Raw genomic sequence first — 21,772 nt, forward strand, 5'->3', positions numbered from 1 at the left:
GTTATAAATGTAAACTAATTTATTGATTAGTCGGCTCTTCGGCTTTATGTATTTCTACCGAAAGTTCTTGTGAATCGTCTTTCAGATCCATCATGATTTGGTCACCAGAATGGATTTTAGAAGTAATGATTTCTTCTGCCAGTAAATCTTCAACATATTTCTGGATCGCTCTTTTTAATGGTCGCGCACCAAACTGTTTGTCAAAACCTTTGTCTGCGATAAATGCTTTTGCTTTGTCAGTCAGACTTAATTTATATCCTAATTCCGCAATACGGGAATATAATTTTTTTAATTCGATTTCGATAATTAGATCAATATCAGATTTTTCTAAACTGTTGAATACAATTACGTCATCAATTCTGTTTAAGAATTCAGGAGCAAAAGTTTTCTTTAAAGCATTTTCGATAATGCTTTTTGAGTTTTCGTCACTTTGAGCCACTCTCGCAGCAGTTCCGAATCCAACACCTTGTCCAAAATCCTTTAATTGACGTGCACCAACATTCGATGTCATTATGATAATCGTGTTTTTAAAATCAATTTTACGCCCTAAACTGTCCGTTAAATATCCGTCATCCAGAACCTGAAGCATCATATTAAACACATCAGGATGCGCTTTTTCGATTTCATCTAAAAGAACAACACAATATGGTTTTCTGCGAACTTTTTCGGTCAATTGACCTCCTTCTTCATAACCAACATATCCCGGAGGTGCTCCAACTAAACGTGAAATCGCAAATTTCTCCATGTATTCACTCATATCAATACGAACCAAAGCATCTTCAGAATCAAATAATTCTTTTGCTAATACTTTTGCCAACTGAGTTTTACCAACTCCAGTCTGACCTAAGAATATAAAGGAACCAATTGGTTTATTCGGATCTTTAAGTCCTGCTCTGTTACGTTGAATAGAACGTGCAATCTTAAGAACCGCCTCGTTTTGACCAATTACTTTGTTCTGAATTAATTCAGGTAACTGAGCCAGTTTATTACTTTCTGTTTGCGCGATTCTGTTAACCGGAATTCCGGTCATCATAGAAACAACATCAGCTACATTATCTTCTGTAACTTCAATTCTGTTGTTTTTAGAATCTTCTTCCCATTGTTCCTGTGCAATTGCAAGATCTTTTTCAATGCGTTTTTCATCATCACGAAGTTTGGCTGCTTCTTCATATTTTTGTTTTTTAACAACCATATTTTTGTTTTCACGCACTTCTTCTAACTGACGTTCTAAATCCAAAATTTGTTTCGGAACATCAATATTGGTAATGTGTACACGAGATCCTGCTTCGTCCATGGCATCGATAGCTTTGTCCGGTAAAAAACGCTCAGACATGTATCTGTTTGTCAATTTTACACAAGCTTCAATAGCTTCAGGAGTGTAGGTTACATTGTGGTGATCTTCGTATTTGTCTTTTACGTTGTTTAAAATTGCAATTGTTTCTTCAACAGAAGTTGGTTCTACAATCACCTTTTGAAAACGTCTTTCTAAGGCACCATCTTTTTCGATATATTGTCTGTACTCATCAAGAGTTGTAGCACCAATACATTGGATTTCGCCTCTCGCCAAAGCAGGTTTGAACATATTTGAAGCATCAAGCGAACCTGTTGCTCCACCGGCTCCCACAATTGTATGAATTTCATCAATAAAAAGAATTATATCGTCATTCTTTTCCAGTTCATTCATTACTGCTTTCATTCTTTCTTCAAATTGTCCGCGGTATTTTGTTCCTGCAACTAAACTGGCAAGATCAAGAGTAACAACCCGTTTATTGAAAAGAATACGCGATACTTTCTTCTGGATAATGCGAAGAGCAAGTCCTTCTGCAATAGCAGATTTACCAACTCCCGGTTCTCCAATAAGAAGCGGATTGTTCTTTTTTCTTCGGCTTAGAATTTGTGAAACACGCTCAATTTCTTTTTCGCGTCCCACAACCGGATCTAGTTTTCCTTCCTCCGCCATTTCTGTTAAATCTCTCCCAAAATTATCTAACACCGGAGTTTTAGATTTTTTGTTTGACTTATTGGCGGGATTATTAAAACTACTCTCTTTTAGACTGTCATCTTGTCCTGAATCATCATTGTATGATTCGTTTCTTGGCAAGTTTTCTAAGAATTCTTCTTCGTTTGGAGTCATATTTAAATACTGTTCTTTAGCTACGTCATAATCTATCTTTAGTTTATTCAGTAACTTGGTTGTTGGATCGTTTTCGTTTCGCAAAATACATAGAAGTAAGTGCGCGGTGCTAATTGATGAGCTTTGAAATACTTTAGCTTCAAGAAAAGTGGTCTTCAGGGCTCTTTCGGCCTGTCGGGTAAGATGAAGATTCTTCTTCTCGGCATTTACTTCAATACCCAGATTGGCAGGGCTAAGTACTTCTACTTTTCTGCGTAAATGGTCTAAATCGACTGCAAGGTTATTAAGTATATGAATAGCTTTTCCGTTACCATCTCTTAAAATGCCCAGCATTAGATGTTCAGTACCAATAAAGTCGTGGCCTAAACGTAAGGCTTCCTCTTTACTGTATGTAATAACATCTTTTACTCTTGGTGAAAAATTATCATCCATAATATATAATTGGTATTGTAAATTTAATGAATTACAGTTTGAAAAACAAAAACCGTACCCTTCACGAACTCCTGTCAGCTAATAGACAAAAAAAAAGACAATAAAAGAGTTAAAAAACGCTTAATTTATTAACTAAAACCGGAAATAAAGTTGTTAATAAATCATTGAAATAAGTGTAAGGAAATAGCTGAAAAAATTTCAAAAAAACGTATCTTGGCACGCTTTGAAACTAATATAATTATTTAATATAACAACTTATGTCTGAAGGAGAAAAGTTAATTCCTATTAACATAGAGGATGAAATGAAGTCAGCTTATATCGATTATTCGATGTCAGTAATTGTATCGAGAGCACTTCCTGATGTTAGAGATGGCTTGAAACCAGTGCATCGAAGAGTTCTTTATGGAATGTATGATTTAGGAGTAACATCAAGATCTGCCCACAAAAAGTCTGCTAGAATTGTAGGGGAGGTTCTGGGTAAGTACCACCCGCATGGAGATACTTCTGTTTATGACGCCATGGTGCGTATGGCGCAGGAATGGAGTATGCGTTATTTATTAGTTGATGGTCAGGGTAACTTTGGTTCTGTCGATGGTGATAGTCCGGCAGCGATGCGTTATACTGAGGCAAGAATGCGTAAGATATCGGAAGATATTATGGCAGATATCGAAAAAGAAACAGTTGATTTTCAGTTGAACTTTGACGATACATTATACGAACCAAAAGTAATGCCGACAAGGGTTCCTACTTTATTAGTAAACGGAGCTACAGGTATTGCAGTTGGTATGGCGACCAATATGCCGCCGCACAATTTAACTGAGGTTATCAATGGTACTTTAGCTTACCTTGATAATAACGATATTGAAGTGGATGAATTAATGACGCATATTAAAGCTCCCGATTTTCCAACGGGTGGTGTAATATATGGTTATGAAGGCGTTCGCGAAGCTTTTAAAACCGGTAGAGGACGTATTGTAATGCGTGCCAAAGTTGGTTTTGAAGAAGTAGACGGAAGAGAATGCATTATTGTGACTGAAATTCCGTACCAGGTTAACAAAGCCGAGATGATTAAGCGTACAGCCGATTTGGTTAACGAGAAAAAAATCGAAGGTATAGCCAATATTCGTGACGAGTCGGATAGAACAGGTATGCGTATTGTTTACATCTTAAAACGTGACGCTACACCAAACGTAGTTTTAAATACCTTATATAAATATACTCAATTACAATCTTCTTTTAGTGTAAACAATATTGCACTGGTAAAAGGCCGTCCGCAAATGTTGAATCTGAAAGATATGATTCACTATTTTATCGAGCACCGTCATGAAGTTGTAGTTCGCAGAACGCAGTTTGAATTGCGCAAAGCAGAAGAAAGAGCTCATATCTTAGAAGGTTTAATTATTGCTTCTGATAATATTGACGAAGTTATTGCGTTAATTAGAGGATCTAAAAACACAGATGAAGCAAGAGAAAAATTAATTGAAAGATTTAAATTATCTGATATTCAGGCTCGTGCAATTGTTGAGATGCGTTTGCGTCAATTAACAGGTCTGGAGCAGGATAAGTTAAGAGCTGAGTTTGAGGAATTAATGAAGTTAATTGAGCATTTGAAAGCTTTATTGGCAGACGTTAATTTAAGGACAGATTTAATTAAAGAAGAACTTATTGAGATTCGCGATAAGTATGGTGATGCAAGACGTTCTCAGATTGAATATTCTGGTGGAGATGTTAGTATTGAAGATTTAATTGCAGATGAAAATGTGGTAATTACCATTTCTCACGCCGGTTACATCAAACGTACAAACCTGACAGAATACAAAACTCAAAACAGAGGAGGAGTTGGACAAAAAAGTGCGGGAACAAGAGATCAGGATTTCTTAGAACACATGTTCGTTGCGACCAACCACCAATATATGATGTTTTTCACTCAAAAAGGAAAATGTTTCTGGATGCGAGTTTACGAAATTCCGGAAGGAAGTAAAACAGCAAAAGGAAGAGCCATTCAGAACCTGGTAAATATCGAAAGCGATGATAAAGTAAAAGCTTTCATCTGTACTCAGGATTTAAAAGACAAAGATTATATCAATACACATAATCTTGTAATGGTAACAAAACAAGGTCAGGTGAAGAAAACTTCTTTAGAGAAATATTCTAAACCTCGAGTTAATGGTGTTGCTGCTATTACAATTAAAGAAGGTGATGAGTTAATAGGAGCGCAATTAACAAACGGAGAAAGTCAAATTATTCTGGCTGTTAAATCTGGTAAATTAGTTCGTTTTGAGGAAACTAAAACCCGTCCGATGGGAAGAACAGCTTCCGGAGTTCGCGGAATTACCTTAAAAGATGAGACTGATGAAGTAATCGGAATGGTTACTGTAGATAAAAATGACATAACAGAATCACAAATTCTTGTTGTAACTGAAAATGGTTACGGAAAACGTACTAAATTAGTAGATGAAGACGGAGAAGATGTCTACAGAATTACCAACCGTGGAGGAAAAGGTGTTAAGACCCTTAATATTACGGAGAAAACAGGTAAACTGATCTCTATTAATGCCGTTACAGATGCAGATGATTTAATGATTATTAATAAATCAGGACTGACAATCAGAATGGCAATTGAAGATTTACGTGTCATGGGACGTGCTACTCAGGGTGTGAGACTGATTAACCTTAAAGGAAAAGATTCTATCGCTGCTGTTACAAAAGTAATGAAAGACGATGTAGAAGAAGTTATTGTAGATGAAGACGGTAATGTAATCGAGTCTGCAATAGAAAGAGTAAAACCGGATCTGGAAGTTCTTGAAGATGACGGAACGGCAGAAGAAGAGGATGATTCTGAGGATGATACAGTAGAAGACGATGACGCTGATGAAGCAGACGAAGAAGAGTCTGAGGAATAAAATAATTAAGAAAATTAAATACAAACAAATATCACTATGAAAAGTAAATATGTAATACTAGCGTCAGCATTACTGATCTCTGTAGCTACGTTTGCTCAAAAAGATCAAATTAAAAGCGCTGAAAAGGCATTAAAAAGCGGTGATGCTCAGGGAGCTGTTACAATACTAAAAGATGCTGAAAATTTAGTTGCTAATGCTAAAGATACTGAACAAGCTCAATTTTATTTCGTTCAGGGAAATGCATACCTTGACCTTGCTAAGAAAAAAGTAGAAGAAAGTAAAAACTTGTCTTTGGCGGCAGGTAGTTATAAAAAATTAATTGAGGTTGAAAAAACTTCAGGAAAGCAAAAATATTCTACAGAAGCAGCTGCATCAATTGCCAGTATTAAAGGCTTATTGATTAATTCTGCAATTGCCGATACACAATCGAGCAAGAATGCAGAAGGGGCAAAGAAATTATATGATGCCTATTCTTTAGACACAAAAGATACAATCAACTTGTATTATGCTGCTTCAACCGCTGTAAATGCGCAGGATTTTGATCTTGCTTTGCCAATGTATGAGGAGTTGAAAAAACTTAATTACTCTGGAAAAGGAACAATGTACACAGCTCTTAACAAAGCATCTGGAAACGAAGATAATTTTGCAAATGCAAAAGAAAGAGACTTAGCTGTAAAATTAGGTACTCACGAAAAACCTAAAACAGAAGCTATTCCTTCTAAAAGAGGCGAAATTTATAAAAACTTAGCTTTAATCCTTGTACAGAAAGGACGTACAGAGGATGCTAAAAAAGCAATCTCTGATGCAAGAAAAGCAAACCCTGAAGATACTTCGTTAATTCTTACTGAAGCTAACTTGTATCTTGAAAGTAAAGATTTCGAGATGTACAAAAAATTAGTTGGAGAAGCTTTAGAAAAAGATCCAAACAATGCGGATTTAGTATTTAATCTTGGTGTAATTAGCGCAGGAGCAAAAAATAACGCTGATGCCGAGAAATATTATTTAAAAGCAATTGAAATTAATCCTAATTATACAAATGCTTACTTAAACCTTGCGGCTTTAAAATTAGAGGCAGAAAAACCAATCATTGATGAGATGAACAAACTGGGTACTTCTGCAAAAGACATGAAACGTTACGATGTTTTAAAAGCACAAAGAGAAAGCGTTTTTAAAGGAGTAATTCCTTATCTTAAAAAAGCAAATGAATTAGATCCTAAAAATGAAGATGTTTCTAAAACCTTAATCGGAGTATACAGTGCTCTGGAAATGACTGCAGAAGCAAAAGCATTGAAAGCTAAGATGTAATTAATCATTTATAAAGCATAAAAAAACCAAGGTTTTGCGCCTTGGTTTTTTTTATGCTTAAGATTTTTCATAAACCTTTTGTTTTCCATAATAAAGTATTTCTTTTTTGAATTACTTAACTTAAAAAAAAGAGTAAAACTTTTATTCTACAAGACTTGCCGACAAAGTAATTGTAGTATTTAATAATTTTGAAATTGGACAGATTTCTTTGGCTTTGGCAGCTGTTGCAGCAAACTCTTCTGCAGAAATAGAAGGTACTTTTCCTTTTAAATCCAGGTGAATTAGAGTGATTGTACCATCTTCAAAAGTTACAGTGGCTTCAGTAGTTAAATCATCTGCAGTAAATCCTGCTTCGTTAAGCAAAAAGCTTAATTGCATGGTAAAACAGCCCGAATGCGCTGCAGCAACTAATTCTTCAGGATTTGTTCCAACACCATCTGCAAATCTTGTTTTAAAAGACAGTTGCGCATTATCTAAAGTGGTACTTTGCGTACTAATAGTTCCGGTTCCTTCCATACCGGTACCTTTCCAGTTGGCATGTGCTTTTCTTGTAAATTTCATTTCTTTGTGGTATTAAATTAATTAAAGAGTTTTATTTATTTGGTTATCAATAGATACTTTCTATCAAATATAACTAATATTTTACAATTTGTTTTTATCGATTTGTTAAGTCAGGCTTAAATATAAAAGGTGCGATAAAATTAATTATCGCACCTTTTAATTTTTATAACTAAAGATCTGTTTATTCCTGACCTAGATTTCTTAATTGTTTCAGCTTATCTTTCCATACCTGAAGACTTTCTTTGTGAATTGCAATATTTTTTCGCACTTCAAGTACAATTGAATTTTCTTTTTTCGCATTCTTTGTATTAGTAAAAAACTGAATGTTATTTTCTAACTGGAAAATTTCATTTTGAACTTCTTCAATTTTACGCATCAGGAAAATCTTTTCGTTGTCTAATTTACGCGTATCATTGCTGTCTGACAAAGAATCAATTCTATTGGAAAAACGCATCATTTCAGTTTCTTTTTTACTCAAACTTAGTTTTTCAAAAAGAGCATCTAATATTTTATTGAATTTTCCTTCTATATGTCTTCTCGAGAAAGGAACTTTTCCAAAACCTTTCCAGGTTTCTATGTGTGCTTTTATAGCGTCCAGATCAGTTTTGTGATCTCCGGTCAGCTCAAAAGCTCTTAAAGTTTCCAGATACGCTTTTTTATTGTCAAATGCTGCTACTTCTTCACCGTTTTCTTCTGATTTGTGTTCTTTTAATTTATCAAAATAATGGTTGCACGCATCTTTAAAATCTTTCCAGATCTTGTCTGAATATTTTTTAGGAACATGGCCAATTTGTTTCCATTCTTCCTGAATTTGTTTCATTACAGGAGTCGTAGCTGTAAAATCTGTACTTTCCTGCAATTCTTTTGCCTTGGCAACAAGAGCCAGTTTTTTGTTGAGATTGTCATTTTGGTCTTTTTTAATGTCTTTATAAAATGAATTTTTAAAAGCATTAAAATTTCTAACTGCCGTTTTAAAAGCTGCCCATGTTTCTTCGTTTACTTCTGAAGGAACTTTTCCCGCTGCAAAAAAAGCATTTCTTAAATCTTCTACTTTCTGGATCTGAATCAACCACTGTGAATGTGAATTTACCTTTTCAGTCCCTAAAATTTCGATTTTAGCAATAATCTCTTTTTTAGCTTTAAGATTTATGTGCTCGTTTGCTCTTTGGTTTTCAAACAAAACTTCTCTCTTATCATGAATTTTTTTAGTCAGTTCACTAAACTGATTCCATATTGCATCACGATGTTCTTTAGAAACAGGGCCAATATCTTCTTTCCAGATCCTGTGTAAATCCTGCAATTCGCGGAAAGCTTTATTCACATCTGCATCGTTTGCCAATTCCTCAACACGCGTAATTATTTTTTGCTTTAATTCTAAATTGTGTTTAAAATCTAAATCTCTTGCCTCACGGTCTAAGTGCAGATAATCATAGAAGTTCTCAACGTGAAAATGGTAGTTATTCCAGACGTGATTGTATTTGTCTTTTGGAATTGCTCCGGCATTTTTCCATCTTTCTCTTAACTCATTAAAATGTTTAAGAGTATCTTTTATGTTTTCCTGAGGATTGATAAGATTTTTCAGTTCTTCAACAATTGCCAGACGATTTTCTAAATTGGTCTGCAGATTAGTCTGCAAATGTTTAAAATGAACATTTTTTTTATCTCTGAAGACATTGTAATATTCGTCAAATTTTGATTTTAAAGGCAGGTGATATTCAAATTCCTCATTTGGATCAGGATTTGATGCAATAAACTCTTCCTTTTTTTCTTCAATTAGATGGTGATATTGTAATAAGAAAGCCTTTTTGATTTCCTCAATATGATCTTTAACAGACATAACTTTATCTGTTTGAACCAGTTTCTTAAGCTCATCAACAAGAGCTTCGAGAGAAAATGTGTTGTAATCCTGCATCGGAATGTCATGACGGTCTTTTAAAGTTTCATCTTCACTTTCCGCAGCATTCGAATTCGTTATAACGTCTAATGCTTCCTGATTTTCATTATCCTGTTCCTTTACAGCAATACTATCAGTTTCTGAAGCAGAAGTCTGCACAGTATTTTCAGAATCTGAAACTTCTGTTGCATCGTTAGCTACAGAATCATTAATTTCGATTTCTGATTTTCCATCTGCTTCATGCAGGTTATCATTCTTTTCTTCTAACATCTTAAAAATGTATAAGGTTCTTATTTAACAAGCGAAAGATAGTAAAGGTGTTTCTAAATACAAAATAATTCGTATGTTTTGCAGTATTTTGTGGTAATTTCTGTCCTTCGTAAAGCATTATATTATAATGTTGATTGTATTAGTAAAGATTTTTAACAATATTTGAATGTAAAGGCTGTATTTTTTTCTGCATAAAAGTGTACTTATGCATTAAAACAAAACTAATATACCAGCCTCTATACCAAAGTTATACGTTCTCTCAGGACCAAAACCAGCACTGGGGTGAATGTAAACCAGATTAGACGGAGTTATTTTGCGTCCGAATTCTACAAATGTATTATTTTGAAATCCTTTCAAAATAGCGTTATAGCGAAAAGCTACATCTCCTGAAATCCAGTTTTTTCCGAAAAAATACATTAGGAGATTTTCAAATAGAGCAACGCTTATATCATCCCGGGAACTATTTCCTGCAAAACTTTTTTGATACTCAACTGTAGTTAGGGATAAAAACCTTTTTTGCGCAAAATATTTTCCATAAATCATGGCGGGCATTACAACCCATTTTCCGGTTCCAAAATTTGGGTCTGATGCCGTATTAGAATACACGCGTGCGCGCACCGCTATTCCGTTATTGTTTCTTAAATAGGGTATAAAACTTATACCGCCTCCAACATCTCCAATAGCCGTTTTGTTGATTGCATTGGTGTTGGCAGAAATTAAAGGAAGATCAAAACGTAAGTTCCAGGCTTTATTACCAATGGGCAATAAAAACCGAACCTGCGTAGTATTAAAAGATCCCTTGTCAGTATCGAGATACTCATTAAAAAAGAGAATAGTCTTTAGGAAGTAATGGTATCGTGGCTCAGATAACGGACTTTGTATGGTGTCTGTGTTTTGAGCTGAAAGTAGATTGTAAGATAAAAAAAATAAAATGCTGAAAGTTTTTATTTTATCCATAGCCACTTGTTTATCAGTGGTTTAAATGTACAAAAATACAGCCAGCTTTTTTTTCTGCAATCTTATTTTATTTATTCCAGATTTTCCATGCTTTTTCCGCCTGAAAGATGAGCATGTCCAAACCGTTTTTGATCACAGCACCTCTTTCTTTTGCTTTTTTTAGAAAAGTAGTTTCTGCCGGATTATAAATCAAATCGTATGCAATGTGCTTTTCTGTAAAAAATTCGTAAGGCAGGTTAGGACAGGCTTCGATATTGGGGCTTGTTCCGACTGGTGTGCAATTAATTATAATTTGAAAATTGTCAAAAGTGGTGGCATTAATCAAATCATAATCAATTATATTTTCTTTTGCTTCTCTGGAAACAAACGTGTACGGAATATTAAGTTCGTCCAAAGCGAAAGCAACTCCTTTTGAGGCACCGCCCGTTCCCAAAATCAGGGCTTTTTTATGATGTGGTTCCAATAAGGGTTTGAGCGATTTTTTAAATCCGTAATAATCTGTATTGTAACCTTTTAATTTTCCGTTTTTGGTAAATTTAATGGTGTTTACAGCTCCAATTAATGCAGCTTTTTTTGATAATTTGTCTAAGAAGGGTATAACTTGTTCTTTATACGGAATCGTAACATTTAATCCCTTAAGGTCAGGATTATTTTTAACTAATTCTGTAAAATAGTTTATCTCAGATATGTCAAAGTTTTCGTAGGTATTGCCTTCAAAAACCTCATCTTTAAATTTGTCTGTAAAATAACCTTTAGAAAAAGAATAACTAATATTGCGTCCTAATAGTCCGAAACGTCTTCTCAATAAAATATCAACCATTATTATTTGCGATGTTTTTCTATATAATTTTTAACCGTTTTTTTTGCCCAAACCACAGGAAATAAATCTTCAATTAAGATATAGTTTTCAAAGTTTAAACGTAAACCATTGCTTAAATGGAATTTAGCTTTTGTGTTGTCCTGAATCATAAAATACAATCCTGCCAGACGATATTCGATTTCGTTTTCTTCGGGAAAATATTCTGTGGCCTGTAATAAGGTTTGAATGGCGCTTTCAAATTCTCCTAAAAACTGCAGGATATCGACCCAGAATAACCAGGTGTCTAAGGCATAATCTCCAAATTCGACGGCTTTTCTGTATCCGAATTCAGCTTCTTCAAAAAAGTTCATATGCTTGTTGATGGTTGCATATCTTTTCCAATACAAACGATTTTGATTGTCGATAGCCAAAGCTTTATTTACAAAGAAAAGCGCTTTTTGATAGTTCTTCTGACGAAGATGAAAATCGGTAATCGCAATCCAGCCTTTGTCTAAAAGAGGATCTTCGTGAACTGTCTGGTTGTAATATTGAATCGCTTTTGCTAAATTTCCGAGTTTCTCATAACATTTTCCAATTCGAAGAAGCGCATAAGAGGTTGCATCGTCTAATTCGATGGTTCTGTTGTAACTCTCTATTGCTTCATTGTATTTTTTCAGGCGTTCGTACGCTTTTGCTTTTTCCATAAAAGCGCCCAAAAATTCGTCATCAATCAGTGTAGCGTAATCAAACGCACGAATCGCATTCTCATATTCCTTAACACCATAATGAAGTCGCCCGAGCTGATGCCACGCAATTTCGCTGTAGGGATTGCGGTTAATATATTCGTTCAGGTAAACAATAGCTTCCTGATTTTGATCTAAAAATTCAAAGCAATATACTACGTTATAAAGCGCAGACTGATCTTCTAGATCTTCTTCGAGACATTTTATGAAATTTTCTTTTGCAAGTTCAAGATTATCCATAAAAAGATATTCCATTCCGATCAAATTATATACATCGGCATAATCATCAGTATATTGCAGCGCGATTTTTAGCAGTTCAACTGCTTTTTCGTGCTGATCTCTTTTGGAACAAATATTAGCTTTCTGAATATATATTTCCTCGTTGTTAGGTTCAATTGCATACAACTCATTCAAAAGCTTTTCGGCGATATCGAGTTTGTCATCATAAACCAGCATTTCTACTTGTACTAATTTTAAGCCTGTAGATTTTGGATGTTGGTCTAATGCAAGTTTTAAGGCCTTTTTTGCTAAATTAGCCTTGCCTATATCTAAATAATGAAGAATGATTTCCTCAAATTCTTCAGAATCAAAAAAGAGTACTTTGTTAGTTTTTAACATGGACTCAAATTTGGATAGGGATAGGTTATAATCTTCTTCTTCGTTGCTTAATTGCATACTTCGTTTTTTTGAAATTAGCCTTTTATAAATTTAGGCAACCATATAATTGTTGTAAGGATAAGGAATTAATTGTTTTGAACAATTTAATTAACAATATATAGCAATTTTTTATTCTATTTTGGGAAGAAATCTCTTTGTATTAATGAGTTAGCTTCACTTGATAATTATGTTATTATGTGCAGATTTATTCTGGTTGACTTATTGCTTTACTTTTTGGAATATCTCATCCATAACTTCCAAAATGATCGCACAACCTTCTCTGATTTCGCCTTCTGAAATGGTAAGGGGAGGCGTAATTCGAATGGCACATCCTTCAAACAAAAGCCAAAATAAAATAAGACCTCTATCCTGGCAAGTTAGAATAACTTCATTTGTAATTTCAGCCGATTCTGTCATGGCGGCCAGCATTAATCCTTTTCCTCTAACTTCCTTAATCAAAGGATGTACCAAAAGCGATCTGAAGAGTTTTTCCTTTTCAAGTGTCTCTGTCATTAAATTTGTTTCAGTTAATTCCTGCAAAGTAGCCAGACAGGCTGACGCAATGACAGGGTGACCTCCAAAAGTAGTAATATGTCCCAGTTTTGGATTTTCGGTCAGTAGGTCCATTTTTTCAGCAGAAGCGGTAAAAGCACCTACGGGCATTCCGCCGCCCATTCCTTTTCCCATTACCACAATATCAGGTACAACATCATAATTTTGAAAACCGAATAATTTCCCGGTTCGTCCAAAACCAGGCTGAATTTCATCCACAATCATCATCGCTCCAACTTCATCACAGCGTTTACGTACTTTTTGTAAAAAGTTATTTTCCGGCTGGATAAAACCTGCGCCGCCCTGAATGGTTTCTAATAAAATGGCCGCTGTTCTTGTGGTTATCTTTTGTAAATCTTCTTCGTTATTAAATGTAATAAAATCAACATCCGGTAGCAAGGGTCTAAATGCCTGTTTGCGTTCCTCAAATCCCATAACACTCATAGAACCCATTGTGTTCCCATGGTAGGCATTATGGCAGGAAATAAGCTGACTTCTTCCTGTTGTTCGTTTCGCTAATTTTAAAGCACCTTCTATAGCTTCTGTACCAGAATTTACTAAATAAGTTTTATTTAAAGATTCGGGCAGGAGTGAGGCCAGTAATTTGCAATATTGAACGGCCGGACTTTGCGAATATTCGCCATATACCATTACATGAGAATATTTATCTAACTGATCTTTTATAGCCTGATTAACCCTTGGATGCTGATGTCCTAAAGTGCAGGCTGAAACTCCGGCAACAAAATCCAGGTATTTTTTATCGTTTGTGTCGTATATGTAAGAGCCAATAGCGTGAGAAACTTCCATCCCTAAAGGATAAGGAGAAGTTTGCGCCTGGTATTTTATAAAGTCTGAATTCATTTTTTAAAGGTGCTAAGTTGCAAAGTTACTAAGCTTCAAAGTTTTTATATATCGTTTTTATACCGAACACTAAAAACTGAACAAGAATCACTATTTTTTAGATTTCGTTTCTGGCTTGGCAGCTGGTTTCTTCTTGTCGTAATTTAAAGTTTCCTTTCTTACTTCCAACGGAACATTTTTACCCTTTTCTTCTTCGTCTTTTCCTTCTTTGATCAGTTTTTCGTTGAGATCGTTTTCTTCCTTGGTAAAAATATCATCTTTCGATTTTATTCTTTCATCGCCCCGCCAAACCATTCCCCGCAGCTTTCGTGCGTTTTCAGGAAGTTCGTCTTCCGGAAAAATATCTCCGTCAACTTTATTAAAAAATGTGATATCCTGTAATTCATTATTTTCCAAAACCATAGTGATTTTACTACTCACATTTTTATTGATACCAATCAGTTCATGGGCATCATTCCGCATGTAATAAACAACTTCTGTATTCTTAACTACATCTACATCATGAAGTTTTCCATCCCGGAATTTTCCAAATAAATTAAGCCCTTTTACCTGATTAAAGCCGGTTCCAAGTGTATCTTTAGAGAGTAGAAAAGTATTATTGAGCACTTTTAAAGAATCAATTTTCCTTGTTTTATTATCTCCGATTAAATGCATAATATCACCTGTGATTTGATTTTCACCGTTCCATAAAATCGGATTCCCAATTAGTTTGGTTAAAGCAGTTTTAGAATTAGAATGTATCGAATCGCATTTTCCGCTCATGTCTGTTTTATAGAATCGAACATTTTTAAAAGCTCTTAAAATTCGCTCGCCTTCTTTTCCGGTCACCATTAATTTCTGACCGTGTATATAAACTGAATCATTTTCTACTAAGTTAACTGCGACAGCTCTCTTGGTCACAAACATAGAATCTTTAAGCTTATAAAGCTCTGCATAATGCCCTTTTACAATTCCTCTGTTAATTGAATCGGTTATTTTTACGTTTCGGGTTGCCGAGGCAAATTCGGTATTCCGATTATAAAATAAGCTGTCGCCTTCTATACGCCGATCATCATATTTTATGTAAGATTTTCGTAAAAAATGTGCCAGGTTTTTCTTGGTATCATAAAACCCCTTTTCTGTATAAATATAATTGGCTTTACTTGTAATGGTCGAAGGCCCAAGAAGGTAAGTGTGTCCGGAATTACTATAATAATCCAAATGATTGGATTTAATGACATATTTCGGATTTGTAATAGTAACCTGAGTCAGGAACTGGAATTTTTTTTGTGTTACAAAATATCTTCCGGATTTGCTGACCAAAGTATTGTCCTTGTTTACAATAGTTCCTTTAGTATTGTAAAACACCTCCTGAATGTTTCTGTTAAAGTTAATAGTATCCGTTTGTAAAGTGGCATCCGGAGAAGTAAGAACTGCATTTCCTGTTGCAAAAGCTTTTTTAGCATTGCCGCTATACTCGGCATATTTACTGTTTAAAAATAAAGTATCTCCCTGTACTAATTGTACATTTCCAAAAGCTTTTAAATAATTTTCTTTTTGAAAAAAATAGGCTTTATTACAAGTTAAGACCACACCGTCATGATTTACTTTTACATTTCCTGTAAGCAAAAGTGCATCTGGTGCGTTGACCTGATCGACATCAGAAAAGTCAGCGTTTTCAATAACGATTGTTTTTGGACTTTGAGTAGCTTTTTTTGCCTGCGCAGAAATAAGTTGCACACATAAAAAAAACGAGGAGAAAAATATGAAAAAGAGTGATTTCTTCAATTGATTAAATTTTTGTCAAATTTATAAAAAAGGAAGCAACCTGTGATTGATATTAGGATTAATTTATAATTACTCGTACATTAAAATTGAAGGAAAATACAAATTCTATTTTTTCAACAAAATAATGAACTCTCTCGTTGTAGTTGTCGTAAATTAGACCGAAAGAAGAACCCTTATAAAGAATGATGTTCTGAATTTTAAAAAATGAGCTACTTTTAGAAAATAGTTGGATGCATTTTTGTATCTAAAATTAAAACTTACTAAGATTAGACCAATACATATGATAAGTAAAAGAATAATTGCAGCCGGAATTACATTATCGGTACTGTTTTCAGCCTGTAAAACAAAAGATTTAAAAATGAGTACAGCAAAAGAGCAAACTGCGACAGAAAAGAAAGTCGTAGTTTATCAGGTTTTTACACGCCTTTTTGGAAATAAAAACACTACAAACAAACCGTGGGGAACCATCGAAGAGAATGGAGTAGGAAAATTTAATGATTTTGCAGACAAAGCGCTTCAAGAAATAAAAGATTTAGGAGTAAATTACATTTGGTATACCGGAGTTCCCCATCATGCCCTGGTTCGCGATTATACCGCTTACGGAATCTCAAACGATGATCCTGAAGTGGTAAAAGGGCGCGCGGGTTCGCCATACGCTGTAAAAGATTACTATAATGTAAATCCCGATTTGGCTGAAAATCCTGCGCAAAGACTTGAAGAATTTGAAGCCTTAATAAAACGTACCCATAATACAGGTTTGAAAGTAATTATTGATATTGTTCCCAATCACATTGCCCGAAAATATGAAGGAATAACAAATCCGGAAGGAGTAAGGGATTTTGGTGCCGAAGATGATGTTACAGTCGAATATAAAAGAGATAATAATTTCTACTACATTCCAAATTCACGTTTTGAAATTCCAGATGGAGAAATTCCGTTAAACGGAGAAAAAAATCCTCTTATTGACGGAAAATTTGATGAAAGTCCTGCAAAATGGACCGGAAATGGTTCGAGAAAAGCAAAGCCAGATCAAAATGACTGGTACGAAACGGTTAAAGTAAATTACGGAATTCGTCCTGACGGAAGCAAAGATTTTCCGGAACTTCCCGCAGGTTACGATCAAAAATCATATCAGGAACATTTTGCTTTCTGGCAGGATAAAGACGTTCCCGATTCCTGGAAAAAGTTTAGAGATATTGCATTGTACTGGACAGCAAAAGGAGTTGATGGTTTTCGATACGATATGGCAGAAATGGTGCCTTATGAATTTTGGAGTTATATGAATTCATCGATTAAAATGAAAAATCCGGATGCATTCTTATTAGCAGAAGTTTACAATCCAAATGAATACAGAAATTATATCCGTTTAGGAAAAATGGATTATTTGTATGATAAAGTAGAAACGTACGATAAGCTGAAAGATATTATTCGCGGTAAATCTTCTCCGGATGAACTTACCAATATTCAAAAAAGAATGTCGGATATTGAACATCACATGCTTCATTTTCTGGACAATCACGATGAACAGCGTTTAGCGAGTGCAGAATTTGCAGGTACTCCCGAAAGAGGAAAACCTTTAATGGTGGTTTCGGCAACAATTAGTACTTCGCCAACAATGATTTATTTCGGACAGGAAGTTGGAGAGGCCGGAAATGAAGATGCCGGATTTGGTAAAAGATCCAGAACATCTATTTTTGATTATATTGGAGTTCCCAATCATCAGCGTTGGATGAACGATGGTAAATTTGACGGAGGAAGATTAACAGAGTCTGAAAAAGGACTTCGCGATTTTTACAAACGTTTATTGAATTTTACAATCAAAAGTGACGCTTTAATGGGCAGCTTCGAAGAAATTCAAACGGTTAATCGCCAAAATCCGGGTTACGATCCCTTATTATATTCGTATACACGTTGGTCATCCAATCAAAAATTAATTGTAATCGCCAATTTTTCTTCGGAAAAAGAAAGTCAGTTTGAACTAAAAATTCCTGCTAAAATTATTTCAAAGTGGAATTTAAAAGATGGTTCATACGTCTTATCCGATCAATTATATTTACAAAATAAAACTTACCTCTATGTGAAAAATGGGGAAGGAGCAGCACAGGTTCATATTAAGCCTTCTGAATCTTTGATTTATGAAGTAAATTAATTTAATCTTAATTATTGAAAAAGATATAAACTGGTTTAGAAGCATTTGTTTCTAAACCAGTTTTTTTTTAAATCTCCTTTAGGAGTAAAAGTATTTCTTTTACTGAAAATGTTGCACCACAGACAAATTCATCAGACGCGCCGTAGTAAACAGTCAAAGTGTCGCCGTCCGGTTCTAAAATATGACCGTTTGTAAAAACGACATTTCCAAAAAAGCCGCTTAATTCATAATCGGTTTTGGGAAACATAATACTTTCTTCTGTTCGCGAAATGACTTTTGTAGGATCTTCGAGGTCCATTAAGAAAGCACCCAGACAATATTGGTGAAACTCGTTTGCACCGTGATATATCTCAAGCCAGCCAAATTCTGTTTTAATCGGAGCAGCTCCGGCACCGACTCTTTTACTGTCCCAATGACCTTTTCTGGTTTTGATGATACATTTGTGATTTCCCCAATGAATTCCATCCGGCGAGGAAGCAATCCAAATATAATTACCGCCAATATCGACACTACTCGGACGATGTAAGGCGTAAAACAGACCGTTTATTTTTTCTTCAAAAATAGCACAGTCTTTATTATGAGCAGGAAATATCATTCCGTGCTTCTCAAAATTTTTCCAGTCGGTGGTGGTTCTTAATCCAACGCCAACACCATTATCTGAAACAGAAGTAAAAGTCAGGTAATATTTTCCTTCAATTAAGGAAACCCTGCAATCTTCTATTCCGAAGGTTTCCAATATTCCTTCTCCAACTAAATGCGGGAAATTTTCAGGTTCGTAAAAATGCTTTCCATCTTCACTGCACAGTAATCTAATATGCGATAAAGTAGTAAGGTAATCAATTCCCTGATAGTTAATTACACGTGCATCTGTCGCAAAAAGTTCAGGATGATCTTTTAAAATTTCAATAATTTGAATGGCACCTGTATTAGTAAGTACGGGAAAAGAAATAATATTCTCAATTTGTTTTGGCCTTTCAGCCACTCTGACTGCCAGCCAGATTTTATTTTCAAACTGGAAAACACCCGGATTAAGAAGACAGGTAATTTCTAAACCTTCCAGACTTGGTGGTAAATCTTTTGGGGACAATAATGGATTCTCTGTAAAACGATTTGCAATATCTATCATATCTGTTGTTTCTAAGCTACATTTAAGGTATAAAAAAAAGCTGATACTTTTTTTGTACCAGCTTTCTTTCTATACTTTGTTAACCTTTTTTAACGCTTCGATATAGTATTCGTTTACTTTTTCCCAATTTATATGTTCATAAAAAGCGTCAACATAACTTCCTTTTCGGTTTTGATAATCCAGATAATAAGCATGTTCCCAAAGATCAATTCCCATAATTGGGGTTCCCGGTATTAAGGCATTTTTCATTAAAGGGTTATCCTGATCCTGAGTCGTAGTAATTTGCAATTTGCCATATCGGTCTACGACAAGCCAAACCCATCCTGAACCAAACTGTTTTTCAGATTGCGCCTTAAATTGATTGGTGAGGTTATTAAAAGAGCCAAATTCTTTATCTATAGAACCCGAAAGTGTATCTTTTGGAGTTTGCTGTTTTGGTGTTAAGATATTAAAATAGAGAGTATGATTGTAATATCCTCCGGCATTCTGACGAAGTTTGGCATTATTTAAATCCATCTTTTTTAAAATATCCTCAATCGGCATATTTTCAAATTCAGTCGAAACAATCTCTTTATTAAAGTTGTTTGTATAGGATAAATAATGCTTTGAATAATGCGTTTCTAAAGTCAGGGAACGAATTGCCGGCGCAAGACCATCATAAGGAAATGACAATTTAGTCATCTCAAAAGAACCCGGATCTGCTTTAACATCGTCTGGCGCACCAATAGTAATTTTTTCTTCTTTTGTAGGAAGAGGCACCTCAACAACTTCGATAAGCTTATCTTCTTTACAGGAAAACAATAGTAAAAATGAAGCTAAAGTGCTAAAAAGAACAACGTTTTTCTTCATAATGTTATTTATTTTGATGTTAATGAATTGATAATCTCAATATAATTTTCTTTGGCTTCTTCTACTGAAATATGACTAATCTGCATCCAGGCATTGGTTTTGAAAGCATCTCTCAGATCAAAATTTTCAGATTGATTGTAGACAGCTGTTCCAAAAGTTGCCTGTTTGTAGAAAGCATAAAGTCTTAGCTGCACGTCTTGCGGCAGCGAAGCCTGAGTCATTTCCATTGCAGCTTCGACAGCTTTTTCAAAGCGAATATCTAAATCTTTTTCAGCCATTTATGCTTTTGTAGCAATAATTGTTTTTCCACCAATTGCTTTCTGATTTAACTCAACGTTAATTGGTGTACCTAAAGGTAAAAATAAATCTACTCTTGATCCAAATTTAATAAAGCCTGCATCTGTACCTTGTACAACCTGCATTCCTTCTTTCGCATAATTTACAATACGGCGAGCAAGTGCTCCCGCGATTTGTCTGTATAGAATAGCACCGAAGCTGTCATTTTCGATAACAACTGTAGTTCTTTCGTTTTCCTCACTTGCTTTCGGGTGCCACGCAACCAAAAACTTTCCGGGATGGTATTTACTAAATTTTATAATTCCGTCCATTGCATAACGCGTAACATGAACATTGATTGGTGACATAAAGATTGAAACCTGTAATCGTTTATCCTTAAAATATTCACCTTCGTAAACTTCTTCAATTACAACGACCTTTCCGTCAACAGGTGAAAGAATATGATCTGTATGTCTTACTGCAATTCTTTTAGGATTTCTAAAGAATTGTAAAATAATAATCAAAATTACCACTGCCGCTATCTGAACCAGTATTCTGAGCCAATAGGTATCAATAAATCGATCAGCAATTAAAAGTAATGCTACAGTAAAACTTGTACCCAATAAAATGGACGGACCTCCTTCTTTATGAAACATAATATAAAATTTGATAAAATAAAAATATAATTGGTGCTACAAATATAACACTATCTAATCGATCTAGAATACCTCCATGTCCCGGCATAATAGAACCACTGTCCTTTATACCATCAATACGTTTAAATTTGGATTCAATTAAGTCGCCAATTGTACCAAAAACACTCGCAATTAAAGCAATTGATGTCCAGATTATAATAGACATATTACTAAATTCAGGTTTTGGCTGAATATAGAATTTAGAAATCAAAAAACCGGCCAATGCCGCAAAAACAGCACCGCCAATAAAACCTTCAATTGTTTTTTTAGGAGAAACACGTTCAAATAATTTATGTTTTCCAATTGATTTTCCAACCAGATAAGCAAATGTATCATTAGTCCAGATTAATACAAATAAACCAATTATAATTTTCGGATTATAGTCATTTGTACCAAAAGAGATTTTAACGATAAAAATAAAAGGAAGTGTAATATATCCAAGCAGATATAAATATTTTGAAGAAATACTTATTTTCTGGACAGAATCATAAAAAAGGAATATGATGCATTTAATAGAAACTACAATTGTAATCGCCAGAAGAATTAAATCCAGCTGGTTGATGTTTGTTTCTAAACTTATATCAGAATTAAATGAGTCGCTTAAAAATTTAACAGTCTGCTTATTGTAATGGCTTACCAGAATAATAGAGGAATAAATTATAACGCCAAAGGCAATAGAAAATACCTTGTTTAAAGCAACTATATTAGAGAATTCGTATATAGTGATAATTAAGAAGATACCAAAAAGAGTAATGAAGCTTTCGGTAGAAAACAATATCGAAGTTAATAACAAAGCGATATAAACAGCACCGGAAATGGTTCTCTTCAGTGTTTCGTTCATC

General features: G+C 34.6%; 16 protein-coding genes. 3 read left to right on the forward strand and 13 right to left on the reverse strand.

Going from position 1 to position 21,772, the window contains the following annotated elements:
- Positions 1–19: 19 nt before the first annotated feature.
- On the reverse strand, positions 20–2,566 hold the full coding sequence (locus ABEB31_RS11480) for an ATP-dependent Clp protease ATP-binding subunit (protein ID WP_347051803.1): 2,547 nt from the start codon (positions 2,564–2,566) through the stop codon (positions 20–22).
- Between the two features lie 257 nt (positions 2,567–2,823).
- Between ABEB31_RS11480 and gyrA the strand changes: the two genes are divergently transcribed.
- Entirely contained in the window at positions 2,824–5,469 is a 2,646-nt protein-coding gene (gene gyrA, locus ABEB31_RS11485; protein WP_347051804.1) for a DNA gyrase subunit A, read from the forward strand.
- A gap of 36 nt (positions 5,470–5,505) precedes the next feature.
- Positions 5,506–6,774, forward strand: coding sequence for a tetratricopeptide repeat protein (locus ABEB31_RS11490; RefSeq protein WP_347051805.1), 1,269 nt, complete (start codon positions 5,506–5,508; stop codon positions 6,772–6,774).
- Positions 6,775–6,915: 141 nt separating this feature from the next.
- Here ABEB31_RS11490 and ABEB31_RS11495 read toward each other — a convergent pair whose 3' ends face one another.
- From ABEB31_RS11495 to ABEB31_RS11525, 7 genes are all read right to left on the reverse strand, one after another.
- Positions 6,916–7,335 (reverse strand): OsmC family protein, encoded by a 420-nt coding sequence (locus tag ABEB31_RS11495; RefSeq protein WP_347051806.1) that lies wholly within the window; start codon positions 7,333–7,335, stop codon positions 6,916–6,918.
- A gap of 181 nt (positions 7,336–7,516) precedes the next feature.
- Positions 7,517–9,499 carry a DUF349 domain-containing protein gene (locus ABEB31_RS11500; RefSeq protein ID WP_347051807.1) on the reverse strand — a complete coding sequence of 661 codons (1,983 nt, stop codon included), beginning with the start codon at positions 9,497–9,499 and terminating at the stop codon, positions 7,517–7,519.
- A gap of 210 nt (positions 9,500–9,709) precedes the next feature.
- Entirely contained in the window at positions 9,710–10,456 is a 747-nt protein-coding gene (locus ABEB31_RS11505; protein ID WP_347051808.1) for a lipid A phosphoethanolamine transferase, read from the reverse strand.
- 67 nt (positions 10,457–10,523) lie between these two features.
- A complete protein-coding gene (locus ABEB31_RS11510) occupies positions 10,524–11,276 on the reverse strand; it encodes a shikimate dehydrogenase family protein (RefSeq protein WP_347051809.1) in 753 nt (250 codons plus the stop codon).
- Positions 11,277–11,278: 2 nt separating this feature from the next.
- A complete protein-coding gene (locus ABEB31_RS11515; protein WP_347051810.1) occupies positions 11,279–12,673 on the reverse strand; it encodes a tetratricopeptide repeat protein in 1,395 nt (464 codons plus the stop codon).
- A gap of 201 nt (positions 12,674–12,874) precedes the next feature.
- Entirely contained in the window at positions 12,875–14,068 is a 1,194-nt protein-coding gene (locus tag ABEB31_RS11520; protein ID WP_347051811.1) for an aspartate aminotransferase family protein, read from the reverse strand.
- 90 nt (positions 14,069–14,158) lie between these two features.
- A complete protein-coding gene (locus ABEB31_RS11525; protein ID WP_347051812.1) occupies positions 14,159–15,835 on the reverse strand; it encodes an OstA-like protein in 1,677 nt (558 codons plus the stop codon).
- Between the two features lie 280 nt (positions 15,836–16,115).
- On the opposite strand from ABEB31_RS11525, the gene ABEB31_RS11530 reads away from it, so the two are divergent.
- The gene (locus ABEB31_RS11530) at positions 16,116–17,984 is read left to right on the forward strand and encodes an alpha-amylase family protein (RefSeq protein WP_347051813.1); all 1,869 of its coding nucleotides are present in this window, start codon (positions 16,116–16,118) and stop codon (positions 17,982–17,984) included.
- Between the two features lie 67 nt (positions 17,985–18,051).
- Here the strand turns inward: ABEB31_RS11530 and ABEB31_RS11535 are convergent, their stop codons facing one another.
- The 5 genes from ABEB31_RS11535 to ABEB31_RS11555 all read right to left on the reverse strand — a co-directional run bounded on the left by ABEB31_RS11535 (position 18,052) and on the right by ABEB31_RS11555 (position 21,771).
- Positions 18,052–19,110 (reverse strand): glycoside hydrolase family 130 protein, encoded by a 1,059-nt coding sequence (locus ABEB31_RS11535; protein WP_347051814.1) that lies wholly within the window; start codon positions 19,108–19,110, stop codon positions 18,052–18,054.
- Positions 19,111–19,179: 69 nt separating this feature from the next.
- Positions 19,180–19,959, reverse strand: a complete 780-nt coding sequence (locus tag ABEB31_RS11540) for a superoxide dismutase (RefSeq protein WP_347051815.1) — start codon at positions 19,957–19,959, stop codon at positions 19,180–19,182.
- Positions 19,960–19,967: 8 nt separating this feature from the next.
- Positions 19,968–20,237, reverse strand: a complete 270-nt coding sequence (locus ABEB31_RS11545; RefSeq protein ID WP_347051816.1) for an acyl-CoA-binding protein — start codon at positions 20,235–20,237, stop codon at positions 19,968–19,970.
- Complete coding sequence (locus ABEB31_RS11550) at positions 20,238–20,891, reverse strand: phosphatidylserine decarboxylase family protein (protein ID WP_347051817.1); 654 nt, start codon at positions 20,889–20,891, stop codon at positions 20,238–20,240.
- Positions 20,881–21,771 carry a phosphatidate cytidylyltransferase gene (locus ABEB31_RS11555; protein WP_347051818.1) on the reverse strand — a complete coding sequence of 297 codons (891 nt, stop codon included), beginning with the start codon at positions 21,769–21,771 and terminating at the stop codon, positions 20,881–20,883. The genes ABEB31_RS11550 and ABEB31_RS11555 overlap by 11 nt, the downstream gene beginning before the upstream one ends.
- Between the last annotated feature and the right edge of the window lies 1 nt (position 21,772).

Source organism: Flavobacterium olei (genome assembly GCF_039749035.1).
GTDB classification, from domain to species: Bacteria; Bacteroidota; Bacteroidia; order Flavobacteriales; family Flavobacteriaceae; genus Flavobacterium; species Flavobacterium olei.

Coding starts and splice junctions, on each gene's coding strand:
- ABEB31_RS11480 (WP_347051803.1), bottom strand. CDS start 2,566: ATGGATGATAATTTTTCACCAAGAGTAAAAGATGTTATTACATACAGT.
- gyrA (WP_347051804.1), top strand. CDS start 2,824: ATGTCTGAAGGAGAAAAGTTAATTCCTATTAACATAGAGGATGAAATG.
- ABEB31_RS11490 (WP_347051805.1), top strand. CDS start 5,506: ATGAAAAGTAAATATGTAATACTAGCGTCAGCATTACTGATCTCTGTA.
- ABEB31_RS11495 (WP_347051806.1), bottom strand. CDS start 7,335: ATGAAATTTACAAGAAAAGCACATGCCAACTGGAAAGGTACCGGTATG.
- ABEB31_RS11500 (WP_347051807.1), bottom strand. CDS start 9,499: ATGTTAGAAGAAAAGAATGATAACCTGCATGAAGCAGATGGAAAATCA.
- ABEB31_RS11505 (WP_347051808.1), bottom strand. CDS start 10,456: ATGGATAAAATAAAAACTTTCAGCATTTTATTTTTTTTATCTTACAAT.
- ABEB31_RS11510 (WP_347051809.1), bottom strand. CDS start 11,276: ATGGTTGATATTTTATTGAGAAGACGTTTCGGACTATTAGGACGCAAT.
- ABEB31_RS11515 (WP_347051810.1), bottom strand. CDS start 12,673: ATGCAATTAAGCAACGAAGAAGAAGATTATAACCTATCCCTATCCAAA.
- ABEB31_RS11520 (WP_347051811.1), bottom strand. CDS start 14,068: ATGAATTCAGACTTTATAAAATACCAGGCGCAAACTTCTCCTTATCCT.
- ABEB31_RS11530 (WP_347051813.1), top strand. CDS start 16,116: ATGATAAGTAAAAGAATAATTGCAGCCGGAATTACATTATCGGTACTG.
- ABEB31_RS11535 (WP_347051814.1), bottom strand. CDS start 19,110: ATGATAGATATTGCAAATCGTTTTACAGAGAATCCATTATTGTCCCCA.
- ABEB31_RS11540 (WP_347051815.1), bottom strand. CDS start 19,959: ATGAAGAAAAACGTTGTTCTTTTTAGCACTTTAGCTTCATTTTTACTA.
- ABEB31_RS11545 (WP_347051816.1), bottom strand. CDS start 20,237: ATGGCTGAAAAAGATTTAGATATTCGCTTTGAAAAAGCTGTCGAAGCT.
- ABEB31_RS11550 (WP_347051817.1), bottom strand. CDS start 20,891: ATGTTTCATAAAGAAGGAGGTCCGTCCATTTTATTGGGTACAAGTTTT.
- ABEB31_RS11555 (WP_347051818.1), bottom strand. CDS start 21,771: ATGAACGAAACACTGAAGAGAACCATTTCCGGTGCTGTTTATATCGCT.